Below are 16,770 nucleotides of genomic sequence, written 5' to 3' on the forward strand. Positions count from 1 at the left end.
GCTCTTCCGATCTTCAAAGGCGCGCAATCGCGTGGCCATTGGGATGGGACGTCAGATATCATCAAAAAGGGCCGTGACTGGATCATCAATGAGATGAAAGCCTCTGGCCTGCGCGGTCGGGGTGGGGCGGGTTTTCCGACCGGATTGAAGTGGTCGTTCATGCCCAAGGAAAGCGACGGGCGTCCAGCTTATCTGGTCGTGAACGCGGATGAATCCGAACCCGGTACATGTAAAGACCGCGAAATCATGCGCCACGATCCGCATACGCTGATCGAAGGCTGTCTGATCGCGTCTTTCGCGATGAACGCGAATGCCTGCTACATCTACATCCGCGGTGAATACATCCGCGAAAAAGAGGCGCTGCAGGCCGCGATTGACGAATGCTATGCCGCCGGCCTTGTCGGCAAGAATGCCGCCAAATCCGGTTGGGATTTTGATATTTACCTGACCCACGGCGCGGGCGCTTATATCTGCGGTGAAGAAACAGCACTTCTTGAAAGCCTTGAGGGCAAGAAGGGTATGCCGCGCATGAAGCCGCCATTCCCAGCGGGTGCGGGTCTTTATGGCTGCCCGACGACGGTGAACAATGTGGAATCAATCGCCGTTGTGCCAACGATCCTGCGCCGGGGCGGTGGCTGGTTTGCAAGCATGGGCCGTCCAAACAACGCGGGCACGAAACTGTTTGCGATCTCCGGCCATGTCAATAATCCATGCGTCGTGGAGGAGGAAATGTCGATCTCCTTTGAGGAGCTTGTCGAAAAGCATTGCGGTGGTATTCGTGGCGGTTGGGAGAACCTCAAGGCGGTTATTCCGGGCGGGTCATCTGTGCCCTGTGTGCGCGGCGAAAACATGCGCGATGCGGTGATGGATTTTGATGCGCTGAAGGAAAAGGGGTCATCTCTGGGGACCGCTGCGGTGATCGTCATGGATAACTCGACTGACATGATTAAGGCGATCTGGCGTTTGTCCAAATTCTACAAGCATGAAAGCTGCGGGCAATGTACGCCTTGCCGTGAAGGGACGGGCTGGATGATGCGCGTGATGAAGCGCCTGGTTGAAGGTGACGCATCGGTGGAAGAGATCGACATGCTGCTTGACGTGACAAAACAGGTCGAAGGCCATACAATTTGTGCATTGGGCGATGCGGCGGCTTGGCCGATCCAGGGACTTATCAAGAACTTCCGCGATGAGATCGAGGACCGCATCAAGGACAAACGCTTGGCGGGGATGGCTGCGGAATGATGAAACGTGGATTGATGGTTGGTGCTGCAATGACGCTTGCTGCTTGCGTGCAACCTGGCGTGACGCGCTCTTTTGATGATCCCGCCGTTCAACAACTTTTCACGATGCCCTCACCGCAGTATTACGCGACCCTGACACTTGCCAACACGGTTGCTGTAAACTGCGTCCGTTATGACTATGACGCAGATTTGGATCAGGCATTGAACCGGGCACGCAATGAATATGGACGCGGGTCACTTTCTGCCAATGGATTGCGAGACGCGATTGAGTTGGAGACGGATGTTTCCAGGCGCAGCTTTGCTGCAAAACACGGCGTCGATCCGGATCAAGACGATCTTTGCGGTGCTGGCGACGCGGAAGCTCTCGAAGGGTCGCCATTGAGCGCGATGCTGGTACCGGTGGTCAGTTAATCTGCTGTTTGGCGGATTGTTGAAGGGCGGCAGCGAGGCTGGCGCCTTTTTTGTGCCGCCAGTGTTTTCGACTTGTGGCGTATGATGATGCGGATGGATCATCCGGCAGACCCACAAGATTGCGCGCCAATTGCCGTACATTCGGGCGTCGCAATTGCGCAATGCCAAACGCTGATATTGAATATCGTGGCGTCAAAGGCGATGTGAGACGCATTACCGCAAACCGTTTTCCGTTTCGTCTGGAGACCTTCAATGAAACTCGCCAAGCTCTTTTGCAGCGCGTCCGCCGCATTGCTTTTTGCAGTCGCGCCGGGGCACGCGCAAACGCCTTTGCGTGATGTGGCCATTGTGCGCGACGGGATCATCTGGGTTGGCATGGCCTATGAGCTTTCTGACAAATGCGGCGACCTGAGTGCGCGGCTCTTTCGCGGCTTGGGTTACCTCAATTCACTCAAACGCCATGCAAAGGACCTTGGCTATTCCGACGCTGAAATTGAGGCATATATCGATGATCGCGCCGAAAAAGACCGGCTTGAGGAAATCGCGCGCGGTAACTTGGCGGCTCTGGGCGTTGTTGAAGGCGAGGAAGAGACCTATTGCGCAGTTGGCCAAGACCAGATTGATGCAAAGACCCGCGTCGGTTGGTTGCTGCGTTAAACTGCGCCTAACAGATCAAAAATTGGAGGTTTTTTTGTCAATCTGACTGGCGTTGGAGGACATGGCGCGTTAGAACCTGAGCCAACGTATTGTTCTCTCTAAGGGGACCGGTGCGATAGGGAACACATAAGGCACGCCATGTCTAATCTACGCAAAGTCGTCATTGATGGGAATGAGGTCGAAGTTGATGGGGCTATGACCCTGATCCAGGCCTGTGAAGAGGCCGGGATCGAAATCCCCCGCTTCTGCTACCATGAACGGCTTTCGATCGCGGGCAACTGCCGGATGTGTCTGGTGGAAGTTGTCGGTGGTCCGCCAAAACCTGCCGCTTCCTGTGCGATGCAGGTGAAGGATTTGCGCCCCGGACCGGAAGGCCAGCCCCCTGTCGTGAAAACCAATTCGCCCATGGTCAAAAAGGCCCGCGAAGGTGTGATGGAATTCCTGCTCATCAACCATCCGCTGGATTGCCCGATTTGCGACCAAGGCGGCGAATGCGATCTGCAAGACCAAGCCATGGCCTACGGCGTCGACTTCAGCCGCTTCCGTGAGCCCAAGCGCGCGACCGAGGATCTCGATCTTGGCCCGCTTGTTGAAACTCATATGACCCGCTGCATTTCCTGCACCCGCTGCGTGCGCTTCACGACTGAGGTCGCGGGCATTCACCAAATGGGCCAAACAGGGCGTGGCGAGGATGCAGAGATCACGTCTTACCTTGGCGAAACGCTCGATTCGAACATGCAGGGCAACATCATTGATTTGTGCCCGGTGGGTGCGTTGGTGTCCAAGCCTTACGCATTCACGGCCCGCCCCTGGGAACTGACCAAGACCGAATCCATCGACGTGATGGACGCGCTTGGGTCCAATATCCGCGTCGATACCAAGGGCCGCGAAGTCATGCGCTTTTTGCCGCGCAACCATGACGGCGTGAATGAGGAATGGATTTCCGACAAGACGCGTTTCGTCTGGGACGGTCTGCGCAAGCAGCGTCTGGATACGCCCTACATTCGCGAAAACGGCAAGCTGCGCAAAGCAAGCTGGCCAGAAGCGCTGACTGCTGCCGCCGCCGCCATGAAGGGCAAAAAGCTGGCCGGTCTGGTTGGTGATCTGGCCCCGGTTGAGGCGGCCTACGCGCTCAAGCAAATGATCGAAGGGCAGGGCGGGCGCGTCGAATGCCGGACCGATGGCGCGAAACTGCCAGTTGGCAACCGCTCTGGCTACGTCGGGACCGCATCGATAGAGGATATTGATGACGCCGAGGCGATTATGCTGATCGGCGCGGATCCACGCAACGAGGCGCCTGTTTTGAATGCCCGTTTGCGCAAAGCCTGGTCGAAGGGTGCAAAGATCGGAGTCGTGGGTGAAACGGTTGATCTGACATATGATTATTTCCATTTGGGCACCGACCGCGCGACTTTGGCAAAGATGGCTGATAGCCACGACGGTGATGCAATCGGCAAGAAAACACTCGTCATTGTCGGCATGGGTGGTCTGAACGAAGCGGATGGCGAGGCAGTTCTGGCACATGCCATGAAATTCGCCGAAATCACCGAATCGAAGCTGATGGTGCTACACTCGGCGGCGGGTCGCGTCGGTGCGATGGATGTGGGTGCGGTCACAGATGGTGGCATTGCGTCCGCAATGGATGGTGCAGAGGTGGTGTATAACCTCGGTGCGGATGAGGTGGATATCGCTGCCGGCGCCTTTGTGATTTATCAAGGCAGCCACGGTGATCGCGGCGCCCACCGCGCCGATATCATTCTTCCATCTGCCGCATACACTGAGGAAAACGGGCTCTTTGTGAACACCGAAGGCCGTCCGCAATTGGCACTGCGCGCCAGCTTCCCGCCAGGCGACGCCAAGGAAAACTGGGCGATTCTACGGGCCTTGTCGGCTGAGATGGGAGCGACGCTTCCCTTTGACAGCATGGCGCAACTGCGTCAGGCAATCGTTGCGGCCCATCCGCATCTGGGTGACATTGATGACGTGGCTGAAAACGCATGGCAGCCATTGCCTTTGGGCAAATTGGGCGATGCGCCCTTCCGCACTGCCATCAAGGATTTCTATCTGACCAACCCCATTGCCCGCGCCTCCAGCCTGATGGCAGAGCTGAGCGCGAATGCAAAGGCACGTAAATCCGCGCCGTTGGCTGCGGAATAAGGACGACGACAATGGTTGAATTCTTCACCAACACCAACCTTGGGATTGTCCTGCTGATTTTGGGCCAAAGCCTGCTGATCCTGATCCCGCTTTTGCTGGCACTTGCTTTCCTGATGTATGCTGACCGCAAGGTCTGGGCTGCGGTGCAGATGCGCAGAGGTCCCAATGTGGTCGGTGCGTTTGGGTTGCTGCAATCCTTTGCGGACTTCCTGAAATACATCGTTAAGGAAATCGTCGTGCCTGCTGGTGCGGATAGGTTCGTTTTCTTCCTCGCCCCGATGATCGCATTTGTCCTGGCTGTAGTGTCATGGTCGGTGATCCCGTTCAACGACGGCTGGGTTCTGGCCGATATCAACGTGGCGATCCTCTATATTTTCGCGATCGGCTCACTAGAGGTTTATGGCGTCATAATGGGTGGTTGGGCGTCGAACTCAAAGTATCCTTTCCTTGGGTCTTTGCGGTCTGCTGCGCAGATGATTTCCTATGAGGTGTCGATTGGCCTGATTATCATCGGTGTGATTATCTCTTCCGGGTCGATGAATTTTGGCGACATTGTTGCCGCACAAGATGGCAACGCAGGGCTTTTCAACTGGTTCTGGGTGGCGCATTTTCCGATGCTGTTCCTGTTCTTTATCAGCGCACTGGCGGAAACAAACAGACCACCTTTCGATCTGCCCGAAGCGGAATCGGAATTGGTGGCGGGCTATCAGGTTGAATACTCCTCCACGCCGTTCCTGTTGTTCATGATCGGCGAATTGATGGCCGTCGTACTCATGTGTGCCTTGATCGCGCTGCTGTTCTTTGGTGGCTGGCTGTCGCCAATTCCGGGTTTGCCAGACGGCATCTTGTGGATGATTTTGAAAATGGCGCTGGTGTTCTTCATGTTCTCGATGGTGAAGGCCATCACCCCGCGCTACCGCTATGACCAGTTGATGCGCATTGGTTGGAAGGTCTTCCTGCCAATGTCGCTGGCTTGGGTCGTTCTGGTGTCGTTTTTGGCGAAATACGAAGTTCTCGGCGGCTTTTGGGCGCGCTGGGCAGTGGGAGCTTAATCAATGACGCAGATCGATTACAACCGCGCGGCCAAATACTTTCTTTTGCAGGACTTCTGGAAAGGCTTCAGCCTTGGCATGAAGTACTTCTTCGCACCCAAGGCGACACTGAACTACCCCCACGAAAAAGGCCCTCTTTCCCCGCGTTTCCGGGGGGAGCACGCATTGCGCCGTTATCCCAACGGCGAAGAGCGGTGCATCGCATGTAAACTCTGCGAAGCGGTTTGCCCTGCGCAGGCCATCACAATTGATGCCGAACCCCGCGATGATGGGTCGCGTCGCACCACGCGCTATGACATCGACATGACCAAATGCATCTATTGCGGTTTTTGTCAGGAAGCTTGCCCTGTGGATGCGATTGTCGAGGGGCCGAATTTTGAGTTCAGCACCGAGACCCGCGAAGAGCTTTATTATGACAAAGAAAAGTTGCTGGAAAATGGCGACCGTTGGGAATCGGAGATTGCCCGCAACCTTGAACTGGATGCGCCGTACCGATGACCGATCAAAACCCTTTTGAAGCCATGATGAAGATGAGCCAGGACTGGGCCAAGTCGATGAATATCGACATGGATGCCTTTACGCCAAAGGGGTTTGAGGCGATGTGGCCAACAATGCCCAAAGAAACCATGGAGATGTTCTTTGGCAACGGGCTGAACCCCGACGGGCTTGATGCCAAGACGCGGCTGTTACTGACGCTCGCCGGACTGACCGTGCTGGGCGCGCAGGCAGAGGCGCAAATTCGCCTGACGGTCCGCCACCTGATCGAGGCTGAGGCCACAAAACAAGAAATCGCAGAGGCGATTGCCCAGATGGGCATGTTCGCCGGCGTGCCTGCCATGACGAAAGCCATGGAACTGGCAAATGAAGTATTGGAAAAGGACGAAAGCGCATGACCGTCTTCGCGTTCATATTTTACCTCTTTGCGGTCACGACTGTCACGGGTGGTCTGATGACCGTTGTCAGCCGCAACCCGGTGCATTCGGTCCTTTGGCTGATCCTTGCGTTCCTGTCCTCTGCTGGCCTGTTCGTGACCTTGGGCGCTGAATTTGTCGCGATGCTGTTGATTATCGTCTATGTGGGCGCGGTTGCCGTGCTGTTTTTGTTCGTGGTCATGATGCTGGACGTCGATTTCGCGGAATTGAAGGCGGAAATGACCAAATACCTGCCACTCGGACTGCTGATCGGTGTTGTTGTGCTGATGCAATTGGCCTTGGCATTGGGGGTCTGGGGCTTTGCCGACGGGGTTGAGACACGTATCGCTGCCCCCACGGGTGAGCTTGATAACACCCGCGCTTTGGGGCTGCTGATCTATGACCAGTATATCCTTCTGTTCCAGCTCGCAGGGCTGATCCTGCTGGTTGCGATGATCGGTGCGATTGTCCTGACTTTGCGCCACCGCGTGGATATCAAGCGCCAAAACGTGCTTGCGCAGATGTACCGTGATCCGGCCAAGGCGATGGAACTCAAAGACGTCAAGCCAGGGCAGGGTCTGTAACAGCACATGCGGTGCTTCGCCATCATATCAACTGCTGCGACGCTGATTGCCAGTCAGGGACAAGCCCTGACCTTGGCCGATTGCAAGCGCACGACCTATCCCAGTCATGGCGGAGAAATCCGCCATGTCGATCTGGGTGAGGGTCGCGTGATGTGGCTTGACTGGTGGTCGCAGGAAGGCACGGCCAAAGGCATGACATTGGTGGAATGCGCCAGTGGCGAAGCTTTGAAGTTTCGTATGGCTGAGGAAAACATGGGTCGTCGTGCAGCATTTGACCGGACCGATGATGCGCTTGAAGTGCTTGAGCGCCATCAGTCAGGCGCGCGGGCCTTTGCAACTTTTGAACGGATCGCGGCGGATCTTGAATTTATCGCGCGCGATATCGAACGGCTCACATTGACCAATGAAACATGCGCCTGCGCAGCGGCCTACCCCGCTATGCGTGGCGATAAGACAGAATTTCAGCTCGCGGGCTGAGGCATAAGACATCGGGGCGCAGGATGCCTCAAAAGGATGACACGTATGATCGGACTTGAACATTATCTCACGGTGGCGGCGGCCCTGTTTGTCATCGGGATCTTCGGATTATTCCTGAACCGGAAGAACGTGATTATTCTGCTGATGAGCATCGAATTGATGCTGCTCGCGGTGAATATCAACCTGGTTGCGTTCTCAAGCTTCCTCGGCGATTTGGTCGGGCAGGTCTTTACCTTGTTTGTGCTGACAGTCGCCGCTGCGGAGGCCGCGATCGGCCTTGCAATTCTTGTTTGTTTCTTCCGCAACCGCGGAACCATCGACGTTGAAGACGTCAACGTGATGAAGGGCTAATCACATGGAAACCATTATCCTATTTGCCCCGCTCGTTGGTGCCATTCTTTGCGGGTTCGGCTGGAAACTCATGGGGGAAACTGCCGCGCAGTGGACGGCGACCAGTTTCTTGTTCCTGTCCGCCTTGTTGTCATGGATCGTCTTTCTGACATTTGATCCGAGTGCGCAAACAAATGGCACCTATACCGTCAGCATCCTGCGCTGGATCGAAAGCGGCACGCTCTCGACCGATTGGGCCATTCGCATCGACCGGCTGACCACGATCATGTTGATCGTCATCACGACCGTTTCCGCACTCGTTCACCTGTATTCCTTCGGTTATATGGCCCATGACGAGAACTTCAGCGAGGACGAAAGCTATCGTCCTCGGTTCTTTGCCTATCTGTCGTTCTTTACATTCGCGATGTTGATGCTGGTGACAGCGGATAACCTTGTGCAGATGTTCTTTGGCTGGGAAGGCGTTGGCGTTGCCTCATATCTGCTGATTGGCTTTTATTACCGCAAGTCCTCCGCGGGCGCTGCGGCGATCAAGGCGTTTGTGGTCAACCGGGTGGGTGACTTCGGCTTCGCTTTGGGTATTTTTGCGCTTTATCTGGTGACAGATAGCATCAACTTTACCGACATCTTTGCAGCGATCCCTGATCTGCAAGACCATACGATCACCTTCCTGTGGACCGACTGGAATACAATCAACCTGATTGCGTTCCTGTTGTTTGTCGGCGCGATGGGAAAATCCGCGCAATTGTTCCTGCACACCTGGTTGCCTGACGCGATGGAAGGCCCGACGCCTGTGTCGGCGCTGATCCATGCCGCGACAATGGTCACCGCCGGGGTATTCCTTGTGTCGCGCATGTCGCCGCTGATGGAATATGCGGAGGCGACGACCAGTTTCATTGTCTTCATTGGTGCTTCAACGGCATTCTTTGCAGCCTCTGTTGCCCTAGTGCAAACCGACATCAAACGCGTGATTGCGTATTCCACCTGCTCGCAATTGGGTTACATGTTCGTCGCTGCGGGCTTGGGCGTGTATTCGGTCGCGATGTTCCACCTGCTGACACATGCGTTCTTCAAGGCGATGTTGTTTCTTGGTGCGGGTTCCGTAATCCATTCGATGCACCACGAGCAGGATATGCGTCACTATGGGGGGCTGCGCCATAAGATCCCAAAGACCTTCTGGATGATGATGATCGGCACGCTTGCAATCACGGGCGTGGGTATTCCGCTGCTTTATGTCGGCTTCCCGATTGGCTTCTCCGGTTTTGTCTCCAAGGATGCAATCATCGAGAGCGCCTATGCAGGGACAATGGGTGGCTATGCCTTCTGGATGCTGGTGATCGCGGCATTGATGACGAGCTTTTATAGCTGGCGTCTGATGTTCCTGACGTTCTACGGCAAACCACGCGGCAACGCCCATACCCATGACCATGCCCATGAAAGCCCGAATGTAATGCTGGTCCCGCTTTACGCGCTTGCGGTGGGCGCTGTCTTTAGCGGGATGGTTGGATACGGCCCCTTCTTTGGGTCGAACGCGAAAGTCGGCAAATTCTTTGGTGTGCCTTATGCGCAAGCCTCTGAACACAGCGAAGACTACGCCGCAAGCCCGTCTTCGGGCGAAGGCGCAGGCAAGGACGCCAAAGAAGAGAAGCCGGAATACGCTCTCGTTGGTGCGCCCGGTGAGGGCGCGATCCATAGCAGCCCTGATAACAATATCCTGAACGAGGCGCATGCAGTCCCCGTCTGGGTCAGGCTTTCGCCCTTCCTGGCAATGCTGGCCGGATTGGGTCTGGCGTATCAAATGTATATCCGGCGTCCCGATTGGCCCGAAAGGCTGGCCAGGCAGCAAGCCCCTTTGTATCAGTTCCTGCTGAACAAATGGTACTTTGATGAGATCTTTGATTTCCTCCTCGTGCGCCCGGCAATGGCGATTGGCCGGTTCCTGTGGAAGCGCGGGGATACCCAGATCATTGACGGTGGCATCAACGGGCTTGCCATGGGGATTATTCCATTCTTCACCAAGCTCGCCGGTCGCGCGCAGTCTGGGTACATCTTTAGCTATGCCTTCGCGATGGTGCTGGGTATTGCAGTCTTTTTGACCTGGATGACGCTGTTCGGGGGGGCAAACTAATGGGCAATATTCTTTCGCTCACCACCTTCCTGCCGCTGCTGGGCGCTGTCATTCTGGCGCTGTTTCTGCGCGGCGATGATGAGGCCGCACAGCGCAACGCCAAATGGGTGGCGCTGGTCACCTCAGGGGTCACCTTTCTGACATCGCTGTTTATCTGGGGCAATTTCAACCCCGCCGATACCGGCTTCCAGATGGTGGAGGATCGCGACTGGCTGCTGGGTCTGCAATACAAGATGGGCGTTGACGGGATTTCGATCCTGTTCGTGATGCTGACAACCTTCCTGATGCCGCTCGTGATTGCGGCCTGCTGGGATGTGAAGACGCGCGTCAAAGAATATATGATCGCCTTCCTTTTGCTTGAAACACTGATGCTTGGCGTGTTCATGGCGCTTGATCTGGTGCTGTTCTACCTGTTCTTTGAGGCAGGATTGATCCCGATGTTCCTCATTATCGGTATCTGGGGCGGCAAGAACCGGATTTATGCGTCTTTCAAGTTTTTCCTTTATACCTTCCTTGGGTCCGTTTTGATGCTGGTGGCGATCGTGGCGATGTTTGTCGACGCGGGCACCACGGATATCCCGACGCTGATGACCTATAGTTTCGGCACCGAAGACTTCAGCGTGCTGGGCATACAAATCGTCGGCGGGATGCAAACGCTGCTGTGGCTTGCGTTCTTTGCGAGCTTTGCCGTGAAATTGCCGATGTGGCCGGTCCATACATGGCTGCCGGACGCCCACGTACAGGCGCCAACGGCGGGGTCGGTCGTGTTGGCTGCGATCTTGTTGAAGATGGGCGGCTATGGCTTCCTGCGCTTCAGCCTGCCGATGTTCCCTGTCGGCTCCGATGTCATGGCACCATTGGTCTTGTGGCTGTCTGCGATTGCGATTGTCTACACCTCGCTTGTGGCGATGGTGCAAAAGGACATGAAGAAACTGATCGCCTACTCCTCTGTTGCGCATATGGGGTATGTGACCTTGGGTATTTTTGCGGTGAACCAGCAGGGGATCGACGGTGCGATTTTCCAGATGGTCAGCCACGGCTTTATCTCGGGTGCGTTGTTCCTTTGTGTCGGCGTGATCTACGACCGGATGCACACACGTGAGATTGACGCCTACGGTGGTCTGGTGAGCCGGATGCCGCATTACGCGCTGATCTTCGGCTTCTTCACGATGGCAAATGTGGGATTACCCGGCACGTCCGGTTTTGTCGGAGAATTCCTGACGCTGGTTGGCATCTTCCAGGTCAATACCTGGGTCGCAGTCTTTGCGACATCCGGTGTGATCCTGTCTGCGGCCTATGCGCTTTGGCTCTACCGTCGTGTCGTTATGGGCGATTTGATTAAGGAAAGCCTCAAGTCGATCACTGATATGACCAAGCGCGAACGGATGATCTTTGCCCCGCTTGTCGCCATGACCCTGTTGCTGGGCGTCTACCCTGCACTTGTTCTCGATATGATCGGCCCGAGCGTGAATGCGCTGGTCGGAAACTACGAAACCGCGCTGGCGACCTTTGAGGCCGCCACGCAGTTTGCATCGAATTAAGGAAGCCCCCCGTGATGATTGGCGCTGATATTCAAATCCTGATGCCCGAGATCGTGCTGGCGGTCTACGCCATGGGCGCATTGATGGCCGTGGTCTACACCACCAAGGACGCCATGGCGTCCTTGCTGACCTGGATCACCTCAAGCCTCTTTGTTGTGCTGGCCATTTGGATCGGTGTGAACGGGCAAGGTACGAACGTGGCCTTCGGTGGCATGTTCATTGACGATGGGTTTGGGCGTTTTGCCAAGGTCGTGATCCTTGTGTCGGCGGCCGCAGTTCTGCTGATGTCCGAGCGATACATGCAGCGACGCGGCCTGCTGAAATTCGAATACCCGATTTTGTTGGCTTTGGCCGTGGTCGGTATGATGGTCATGGTTTCCGCAGGCGATCTGATGGCGCTTTACATGGGGTTGGAGCTGCAATCGCTGGCGCTTTACGTGGTGGCATCGCTACGTCGTGATAGCGTGAAATCAACTGAGGCCGGACTGAAATACTTCGTTCTTGGCGCGCTGTCCTCTGGTCTGCTGCTTTATGGCGCGTCCTTGACCTATGGCTATGCCGGAACAACGCTTTTTTCCGGCATTATCGAGGCGACCGCAGATGGCGCATCGCTGGGCCTGCTGTTTGGGCTGGTGTTCTTGCTGGCTGGCTTTGCTTTCAAAGTATCCGCTGCACCGTTCCACATGTGGACGCCGGACGTCTATGAAGGCTCGCCCACCCCAGTGACGGCCTTCTTTGCAACCGCCCCCAAGGTTGCCGCGATGGCACTCTTTGCGCGCGTTGTGCATGACGCTTTTGGCAATATCGTCGGCGACTGGCAGCAGATCGTGGCCTTCTTGTCGGTGGTGTCCATGTTCCTTGGCGCGATTGCGGCAATCGGCCAGACCGATATCAAGCGCCTGATGGCCTATTCGTCGATTGCGCATATGGGTTTTGCGCTGATGGGGCTGGCCGCCGGGACGGCCTTTGGTGTGCAAGCGATGCTGATCTATATGGCGATCTATGTGACGATGAATATCGGCACCTTCGCCTTTATCCTGTCGATGGAGCGTGACGGGCGACCGGTCACAGATATTCGCGCGATGCGTCAGTTCTCCAAACAGCAGCCTTTGCGGTCCTTGGCGATGCTGATTTTGATGTTCAGCCTTGCAGGTGTTCCGCCGATGGTTGGCTTCTTTGGCAAATTCTATGTGCTGCGCGCTGCCTATGACGGTGGCTTGGCGTGGTTGGCCGTAGCGGGTGTGATCGCCTCGGTGATCGGTGCTTTCTACTACATCCGCATCGTGTATTTCATGTACTTCGGTGAAGAGGCGGAGCCGATGGACAGCAAGATGAACCCTGTCTTATGGACCCTTCTGATGGGGTCTGCGGCGGTGATGGTGTTGGGTGTTGTGAACCTCTTCGGGATTGAACCGATTGCGGCGGCAGCTGCGGCAACGCTTGTCAACTGACGACAACGCACATGGGCATTGGCCGGAAGGCTATGCCCGCGTCGTGCTGGACACCGTTGACAGCACCATGGCAGAGGCCGCGCGCCGCGCCCCTGATATCGAACGGCCCACATGGATCGTAGCCAAGACCCAGACTGCCGCCCGTGGGCGGCGTGGGCGCCCTTGGATCGTGCCGAAGGGCAATTTGAACGCCACCCTGATCTTTCGTCCCGAAGCCACAGCGGCAGAGGCGGCAAAACGGTCATTTCTAGCAGCAAACGCGCTCTATCATGCGTTGTCGATCTATGTGCCTGCGGAAAAGCTGAGCCTGAAATGGCCGAACGATGTACTGCTCTGTGGTGGCAAAGTTGCGGGCATCCTGCTGGAAAGCAGTGGGCGCGGCCCCTTCGTAGATTGGCTATCCATCGGGATCGGGGTGAATTTGCGCCACACCCCCGATGGGGTCACGGACGCCAGCTTTGCGCCAACCAGCCTGAGGGAGGAAGGCGGATGGGAGGTCGCTCCGCTTGATTTCCTGGCGACATTGGCGGATGCCTATGCAACGCAAGAGGCCAAGTTGTTGCGCCTTGGATTTGACCGGATCCGTGAAGACTGGATGCACAAAGCGGCGCGATTGGGTGAGGTCATCACCGCCAGCACGGGCCGCGAGGAGATCACAGGGATTTTCGACAGCATTGATCGCGACGGCAATCTAGTGCTGATAACCGGGACAGGCCCACGCGCGATCCCGGCAGCGGACGTATATTTCTAAATAGGGGGAGGCCAGCCCATGTTATTGGCAATCGACTGCGGCAACACCAACACCGTTTTTTCCATCTGGGATGGTAAAGCATTCATCGCGACATGGCGGACCAGTACCGAATGGCAGCGCACGGCCGACCAATATTATGTCTGGTTGTCGACGCTCATGCGGTTCCAGAATGTCGCGGTGGACATTGATGAGGTCATCATCAGCTCAACCGTGCCGCGGGTCGTGTTTAATCTGCGGGTCTTTGCGGACCGCTACTACAACTGTCGCCCGCTGGTCGTGGGCAAGTCTGATTGCTTGCTACCCGCAAACCCGCGTGTTGATGCAGGCACGCAGGTGGGCCCGGATCGGCTGGTGAATGCCGCTGGTGCTTTTGACCGCCACGGCGGGGACTTGATCGTGGTCGATTTTGGCACCGCGACCACATTTGATGTCGTGGCATCTGATGGCGCCTATGTTGGTGGTGTGATTGCGCCCGGCGTGAATCTCTCGCTTGAGGCGCTACACACCGCCGCCGCTGCCTTGCCGCATGTCGATATTTCGAAGCCGCAGGCGGTGATCGGCACCAATACTGTGGCTTGTATGCAATCGGGCGTCTTTTGGGGTTACATCGGGCTGGTCCGTGAGATATGCGCGCGGATCAAGGCCGAACGCGGCGTGCCGATGCAGGTGATCTCCACCGGGGGGTTGGCGCCATTGTTCCAGCAGGCCGAACCACTTTTTGACGCTTTTGAAGATGATCTGACAATCCACGGTCTGACCGTGATCCATCAATATAATAAGGACAATGCATGACCGACCGCCTGATATATCTGCCTCTTGGGGGCGCTGGCGAAATTGGCATGAATGCCTATGTCTACGGCTACGGACCTGCGGGCAAAGAGCGGTTGATCGTGGTCGATCTGGGCGTGACCTTTCCCGATATGGACGGCACGCCGGGCGTTGACCTGATCCTGCCGGACATCACGTGGCTGGAAGAACGCAAGGCGCAGATTGACGGGATCTTCATCACGCACGCGCATGAGGACCATGTTGGCGCTATCGGCCACTATTGGGAACGGCTTGGTGCGCCGGTTTATGCGCGCCCTTTCACTGCCAATATCGCGCGCCGCAAACTGGCCGAACATGGCCAGCCCGAAAGCGTGGTGACTGTCGTTGATGTTTATCCGCATGTTATCAAATGCGGCCCGCTGGAGGTGTCATACCTGCCAATCAGCCACTCGATCCCTGAAAGCGCGGGGCTTTTGATCGATACGCCTGAAGGCCGCGTGTTGCACTCTGGTGACTTCAAAATTGATGAAACCCCTGTTGTCGGTGACCCGTGGAATGAGGCGCTCTGGGAAGAGGTGTCCAAGGGTGGCGTCAAGGCCCTGATCTGTGACAGCACGAACGTGTTTTCGCGCGAGCCGGGTCGGTCAGAGGCGACGATTGGTGATGCGATCACCGAAATGATGAAAGAGGCGGAGGGCATGGTTGTGGCGACCACTTTTGCTTCCAACATTGCCCGCCTGAAGACGCTGGCGATTGCGGCGCAAAAGGCTGATAGGTCTGTCGTTTTGCTGGGGCGTGCGATGCGGAGGATGGTTGAAGCGGCAACCGAAGTCGGCATTCTCAAAGGGTTTCCGCCAGTTGTGTCGCCTGAGGACGCGCTGAACATGCCGCGTGAGCATGTGATGCTGCTGGTTACAGGCAGTCAGGGGGAGCGACGCGCGGCCTCTGCCCAGCTATCGCAAGGCTCGTATCTGGGACTAAAACTGAAGGAAGGGGATACTTTCCTTTTCTCCTCCAAAACGATTCCCGGCAATGAGCGCGGCGTGATCCGTATCATGAACCAACTGTCCGAATTGGGCGTTGATGTCATTGATGATGCGGGCGGCAAGTACCACGTTTCAGGCCACGCGAACGGTCCTGATCTGGAGCGTCTGCACCAGATCGTCAAACCACAAATCCTTGTGCCGATGCATGGTGAACATCGCCATCTGCGCGCGCATGTGAAGCTGGGCAATACCTCTGGTTTGACTGGCGTTGTTGCCGTGAACGGGATGATGATTGATCTTTCAGGCAACCAGCCGACCGTCGCGGAATATATCGAAACCGGACGGACATATCTTGACGGGTCGGTACAGGTGGGTGCGCTCGATGGCGTGGTGCGCGACCGGATTCGCATGGCGCTGAACGGGCATTTGATTATAACGCTGATTATCGATGAAAACGACGAACCGCTTGGTGATCCATGGGTCGAAACCAACGGTCTGGCCGAGACCGGCAGCAGCAATGCGGCTTTGGTCGAGGTTGTCGAAGAAGATCTTAGCCAGTTTATCAACCGCGCGAATTCAAAGACATTGCGGGATGATGTGAAGCTTGAAAAAGAGCTCAAGACGATTGCACGGCGCGCGGCGCAGGGTGAGATCGGGAAAAAACCGGAAGTGACGGTGATTGTAAGCCGTTTGGGGTAGTGGCTTCTGTCCCGACAGAGGGCGTCGCCCGACCTGGAGGGCGTGACGAGGTCGCTGTTTGCCGCTGCATCGCAAAAAAGTGAAGACTTGACAGGAGTTGCAACGCAGAAAGATCGCCCTCCTGGGGGAGGTCGGGCGATGTCCGGCGAACCGGGCGGTGTTTGCAGAAAATGGAGTGCCTACCCCTTCGCCCGATCTGCAAAGCTCATTGCGATAAATGCGGGCGTGTCGTCGCCCATGCCCACGATCTTCGGGCCGTTGTCACGGCGGTCATTGCCACGTCCACGGCCACCGCGATTGCGCTCTTGACGGGGCTTGTCGTCTTGCTTGGGCTTTTGCGCCTCAACTGGCCTTTCGACTGGCTTTTCCACAATAGGCGCGTCCGGTTTGGCGTCAGTTTCCACCTTCGCTGGCTCGTCCCTCTTGCGCCGATTGCGCGTTCGCTTCGGCTTGTCTTCGGAGGCTTCCACCAGCGCTGTCTTTTCGGCAGGCACCGCATCCGCATTCGCCCTGCCCATTGGGCTGTCGAGACGCGGAATGGTTTGCTTGACCAGACGTTCCACGTCTTCAAGGTTCTTTTCATCGCGCGGCACGCAAATCATAATCGC

Annotated in this window: 16 protein-coding genes and 1 pseudogene; 16 read left to right on the top strand and 1 reads right to left on the bottom strand. The window is 56.4% G+C overall.

Annotated elements, in window-relative coordinates; genetic code table 11:
* The first annotated feature begins 9 nt into the window (after window positions 1-9).
* The 16 genes from nuoF to ACFDSS_RS08420 all read left to right on the top strand — a co-directional run bounded on the left by nuoF (window position 10) and on the right by ACFDSS_RS08420 (window position 16,162).
* On the top strand, window positions 10-1,242 hold the full coding sequence (gene nuoF / locus ACFDSS_RS08345) for an NADH-quinone oxidoreductase subunit NuoF (RefSeq protein WP_375255320.1): 1,233 nt from the start codon (window positions 10-12) through the stop codon (window positions 1,240-1,242).
* Window positions 1,242-1,652 carry a hypothetical protein gene (locus ACFDSS_RS08350; RefSeq protein WP_375255307.1) on the top strand — a complete coding sequence of 137 codons (411 nt, stop codon included), beginning with the start codon at window positions 1,242-1,244 and terminating at the stop codon, window positions 1,650-1,652. The genes nuoF and ACFDSS_RS08350 overlap by 1 nt, the downstream gene beginning before the upstream one ends.
* A 252-nt stretch (window positions 1,653-1,904) precedes the next feature.
* The gene (locus ACFDSS_RS08355) at window positions 1,905-2,309 is read left to right on the top strand and encodes a DUF5333 domain-containing protein (RefSeq protein ID WP_375255308.1); all 405 of its coding nucleotides are present in this window, start codon (window positions 1,905-1,907) and stop codon (window positions 2,307-2,309) included.
* 138 nt (window positions 2,310-2,447) lie between these two features.
* The gene (nuoG, locus tag ACFDSS_RS08360; protein WP_375255309.1) at window positions 2,448-4,466 is read left to right on the top strand and encodes an NADH-quinone oxidoreductase subunit NuoG; all 2,019 of its coding nucleotides are present in this window, start codon (window positions 2,448-2,450) and stop codon (window positions 4,464-4,466) included.
* 11 nt (window positions 4,467-4,477) lie between these two features.
* Complete coding sequence (gene nuoH / locus ACFDSS_RS08365; protein WP_375255310.1) at window positions 4,478-5,518, top strand: NADH-quinone oxidoreductase subunit NuoH; 1,041 nt, start codon at window positions 4,478-4,480, stop codon at window positions 5,516-5,518.
* A gap of 3 nt (window positions 5,519-5,521) precedes the next feature.
* The gene (nuoI, locus tag ACFDSS_RS08370; protein WP_375255311.1) at window positions 5,522-6,016 is read left to right on the top strand and encodes an NADH-quinone oxidoreductase subunit NuoI; all 495 of its coding nucleotides are present in this window, start codon (window positions 5,522-5,524) and stop codon (window positions 6,014-6,016) included.
* On the top strand, window positions 6,013-6,411 hold the full coding sequence (locus ACFDSS_RS08375) for a carboxymuconolactone decarboxylase family protein (RefSeq protein WP_375255312.1): 399 nt from the start codon (window positions 6,013-6,015) through the stop codon (window positions 6,409-6,411). Before nuoI ends, ACFDSS_RS08375 begins: the two co-directional genes overlap by 4 nt.
* Window positions 6,408-7,013: an NADH-quinone oxidoreductase subunit J gene (locus ACFDSS_RS08380; RefSeq protein WP_375255313.1), complete on the top strand. Its 606-nt coding sequence runs from the start codon at window positions 6,408-6,410 to the stop codon at window positions 7,011-7,013. The genes ACFDSS_RS08375 and ACFDSS_RS08380 overlap by 4 nt, the downstream gene beginning before the upstream one ends.
* A gap of 6 nt (window positions 7,014-7,019) precedes the next feature.
* Window positions 7,020-7,490: a hypothetical protein gene (locus tag ACFDSS_RS08385; protein WP_375255314.1), complete on the top strand. Its 471-nt coding sequence runs from the start codon at window positions 7,020-7,022 to the stop codon at window positions 7,488-7,490.
* Between the two features lie 45 nt (window positions 7,491-7,535).
* Entirely contained in the window at window positions 7,536-7,841 is a 306-nt protein-coding gene (nuoK, locus tag ACFDSS_RS08390) for an NADH-quinone oxidoreductase subunit NuoK (protein WP_100367093.1), read from the top strand.
* 4 nt (window positions 7,842-7,845) lie between these two features.
* On the top strand, window positions 7,846-9,966 hold the full coding sequence (gene nuoL, locus ACFDSS_RS08395; RefSeq protein WP_375255315.1) for an NADH-quinone oxidoreductase subunit L: 2,121 nt from the start codon (window positions 7,846-7,848) through the stop codon (window positions 9,964-9,966).
* Entirely contained in the window at window positions 9,966-11,507 is a 1,542-nt protein-coding gene (locus ACFDSS_RS08400) for an NADH-quinone oxidoreductase subunit M (RefSeq protein WP_375255316.1), read from the top strand. Before nuoL ends, ACFDSS_RS08400 begins: the two co-directional genes overlap by 1 nt.
* Window positions 11,508-11,521: 14 nt before the next feature.
* Window positions 11,522-12,958, top strand: coding sequence for an NADH-quinone oxidoreductase subunit NuoN (gene nuoN, locus ACFDSS_RS08405; protein WP_375255321.1), 1,437 nt, complete (start codon window positions 11,522-11,524; stop codon window positions 12,956-12,958).
* Window positions 12,948-13,709: a biotin--[acetyl-CoA-carboxylase] ligase gene (locus ACFDSS_RS08410; protein ID WP_375255317.1), complete on the top strand. Its 762-nt coding sequence runs from the start codon at window positions 12,948-12,950 to the stop codon at window positions 13,707-13,709. Before nuoN ends, ACFDSS_RS08410 begins: the two co-directional genes overlap by 11 nt.
* An 18-nt stretch (window positions 13,710-13,727) precedes the next feature.
* Complete coding sequence (locus ACFDSS_RS08415; protein WP_375255318.1) at window positions 13,728-14,501, top strand: type III pantothenate kinase; 774 nt, start codon at window positions 13,728-13,730, stop codon at window positions 14,499-14,501.
* A complete protein-coding gene (locus ACFDSS_RS08420) occupies window positions 14,498-16,162 on the top strand; it encodes a ribonuclease J (protein WP_375255319.1) in 1,665 nt (554 codons plus the stop codon). Before ACFDSS_RS08415 ends, ACFDSS_RS08420 begins: the two co-directional genes overlap by 4 nt.
* 179 nt (window positions 16,163-16,341) lie before the next feature.
* Here ACFDSS_RS08420 and ACFDSS_RS08425 read toward each other — a convergent pair.
* Window positions 16,342-16,770: pseudogene (locus ACFDSS_RS08425) on the bottom strand (DEAD/DEAH box helicase); the annotation flags it as partial.

The organism is Yoonia sp. (assembly GCF_042093035.1).
Classification (GTDB): domain Bacteria; phylum Pseudomonadota; class Alphaproteobacteria; order Rhodobacterales; family Rhodobacteraceae; genus Yoonia.

What these genes read in the sequence shown, in the direction of transcription:
- ACFDSS_RS08350 (WP_375255307.1), top strand. Translation starts at nt 1,242, where the DNA reads ATGAAACGTGGATTGATGGTTGGTGCTGCAATGACGCTTGCTGCTTGC.
- ACFDSS_RS08355 (WP_375255308.1), top strand. Translation starts at nt 1,905, where the DNA reads ATGAAACTCGCCAAGCTCTTTTGCAGCGCGTCCGCCGCATTGCTTTTT.
- nuoG (WP_375255309.1), top strand. Translation starts at nt 2,448, where the DNA reads ATGTCTAATCTACGCAAAGTCGTCATTGATGGGAATGAGGTCGAAGTT.
- nuoH (WP_375255310.1), top strand. Translation starts at nt 4,478, where the DNA reads ATGGTTGAATTCTTCACCAACACCAACCTTGGGATTGTCCTGCTGATT.
- nuoI (WP_375255311.1), top strand. Translation starts at nt 5,522, where the DNA reads ATGACGCAGATCGATTACAACCGCGCGGCCAAATACTTTCTTTTGCAG.
- ACFDSS_RS08375 (WP_375255312.1), top strand. Translation starts at nt 6,013, where the DNA reads ATGACCGATCAAAACCCTTTTGAAGCCATGATGAAGATGAGCCAGGAC.
- ACFDSS_RS08380 (WP_375255313.1), top strand. Translation starts at nt 6,408, where the DNA reads ATGACCGTCTTCGCGTTCATATTTTACCTCTTTGCGGTCACGACTGTC.
- ACFDSS_RS08385 (WP_375255314.1), top strand. Translation starts at nt 7,020, where the DNA reads ATGCGGTGCTTCGCCATCATATCAACTGCTGCGACGCTGATTGCCAGT.
- nuoK (WP_100367093.1), top strand. Translation starts at nt 7,536, where the DNA reads ATGATCGGACTTGAACATTATCTCACGGTGGCGGCGGCCCTGTTTGTC.
- nuoL (WP_375255315.1), top strand. Translation starts at nt 7,846, where the DNA reads ATGGAAACCATTATCCTATTTGCCCCGCTCGTTGGTGCCATTCTTTGC.
- ACFDSS_RS08400 (WP_375255316.1), top strand. Translation starts at nt 9,966, where the DNA reads ATGGGCAATATTCTTTCGCTCACCACCTTCCTGCCGCTGCTGGGCGCT.
- nuoN (WP_375255321.1), top strand. Translation starts at nt 11,522, where the DNA reads ATGATTGGCGCTGATATTCAAATCCTGATGCCCGAGATCGTGCTGGCG.
- ACFDSS_RS08415 (WP_375255318.1), top strand. Translation starts at nt 13,728, where the DNA reads ATGTTATTGGCAATCGACTGCGGCAACACCAACACCGTTTTTTCCATC.
- ACFDSS_RS08420 (WP_375255319.1), top strand. Translation starts at nt 14,498, where the DNA reads ATGACCGACCGCCTGATATATCTGCCTCTTGGGGGCGCTGGCGAAATT.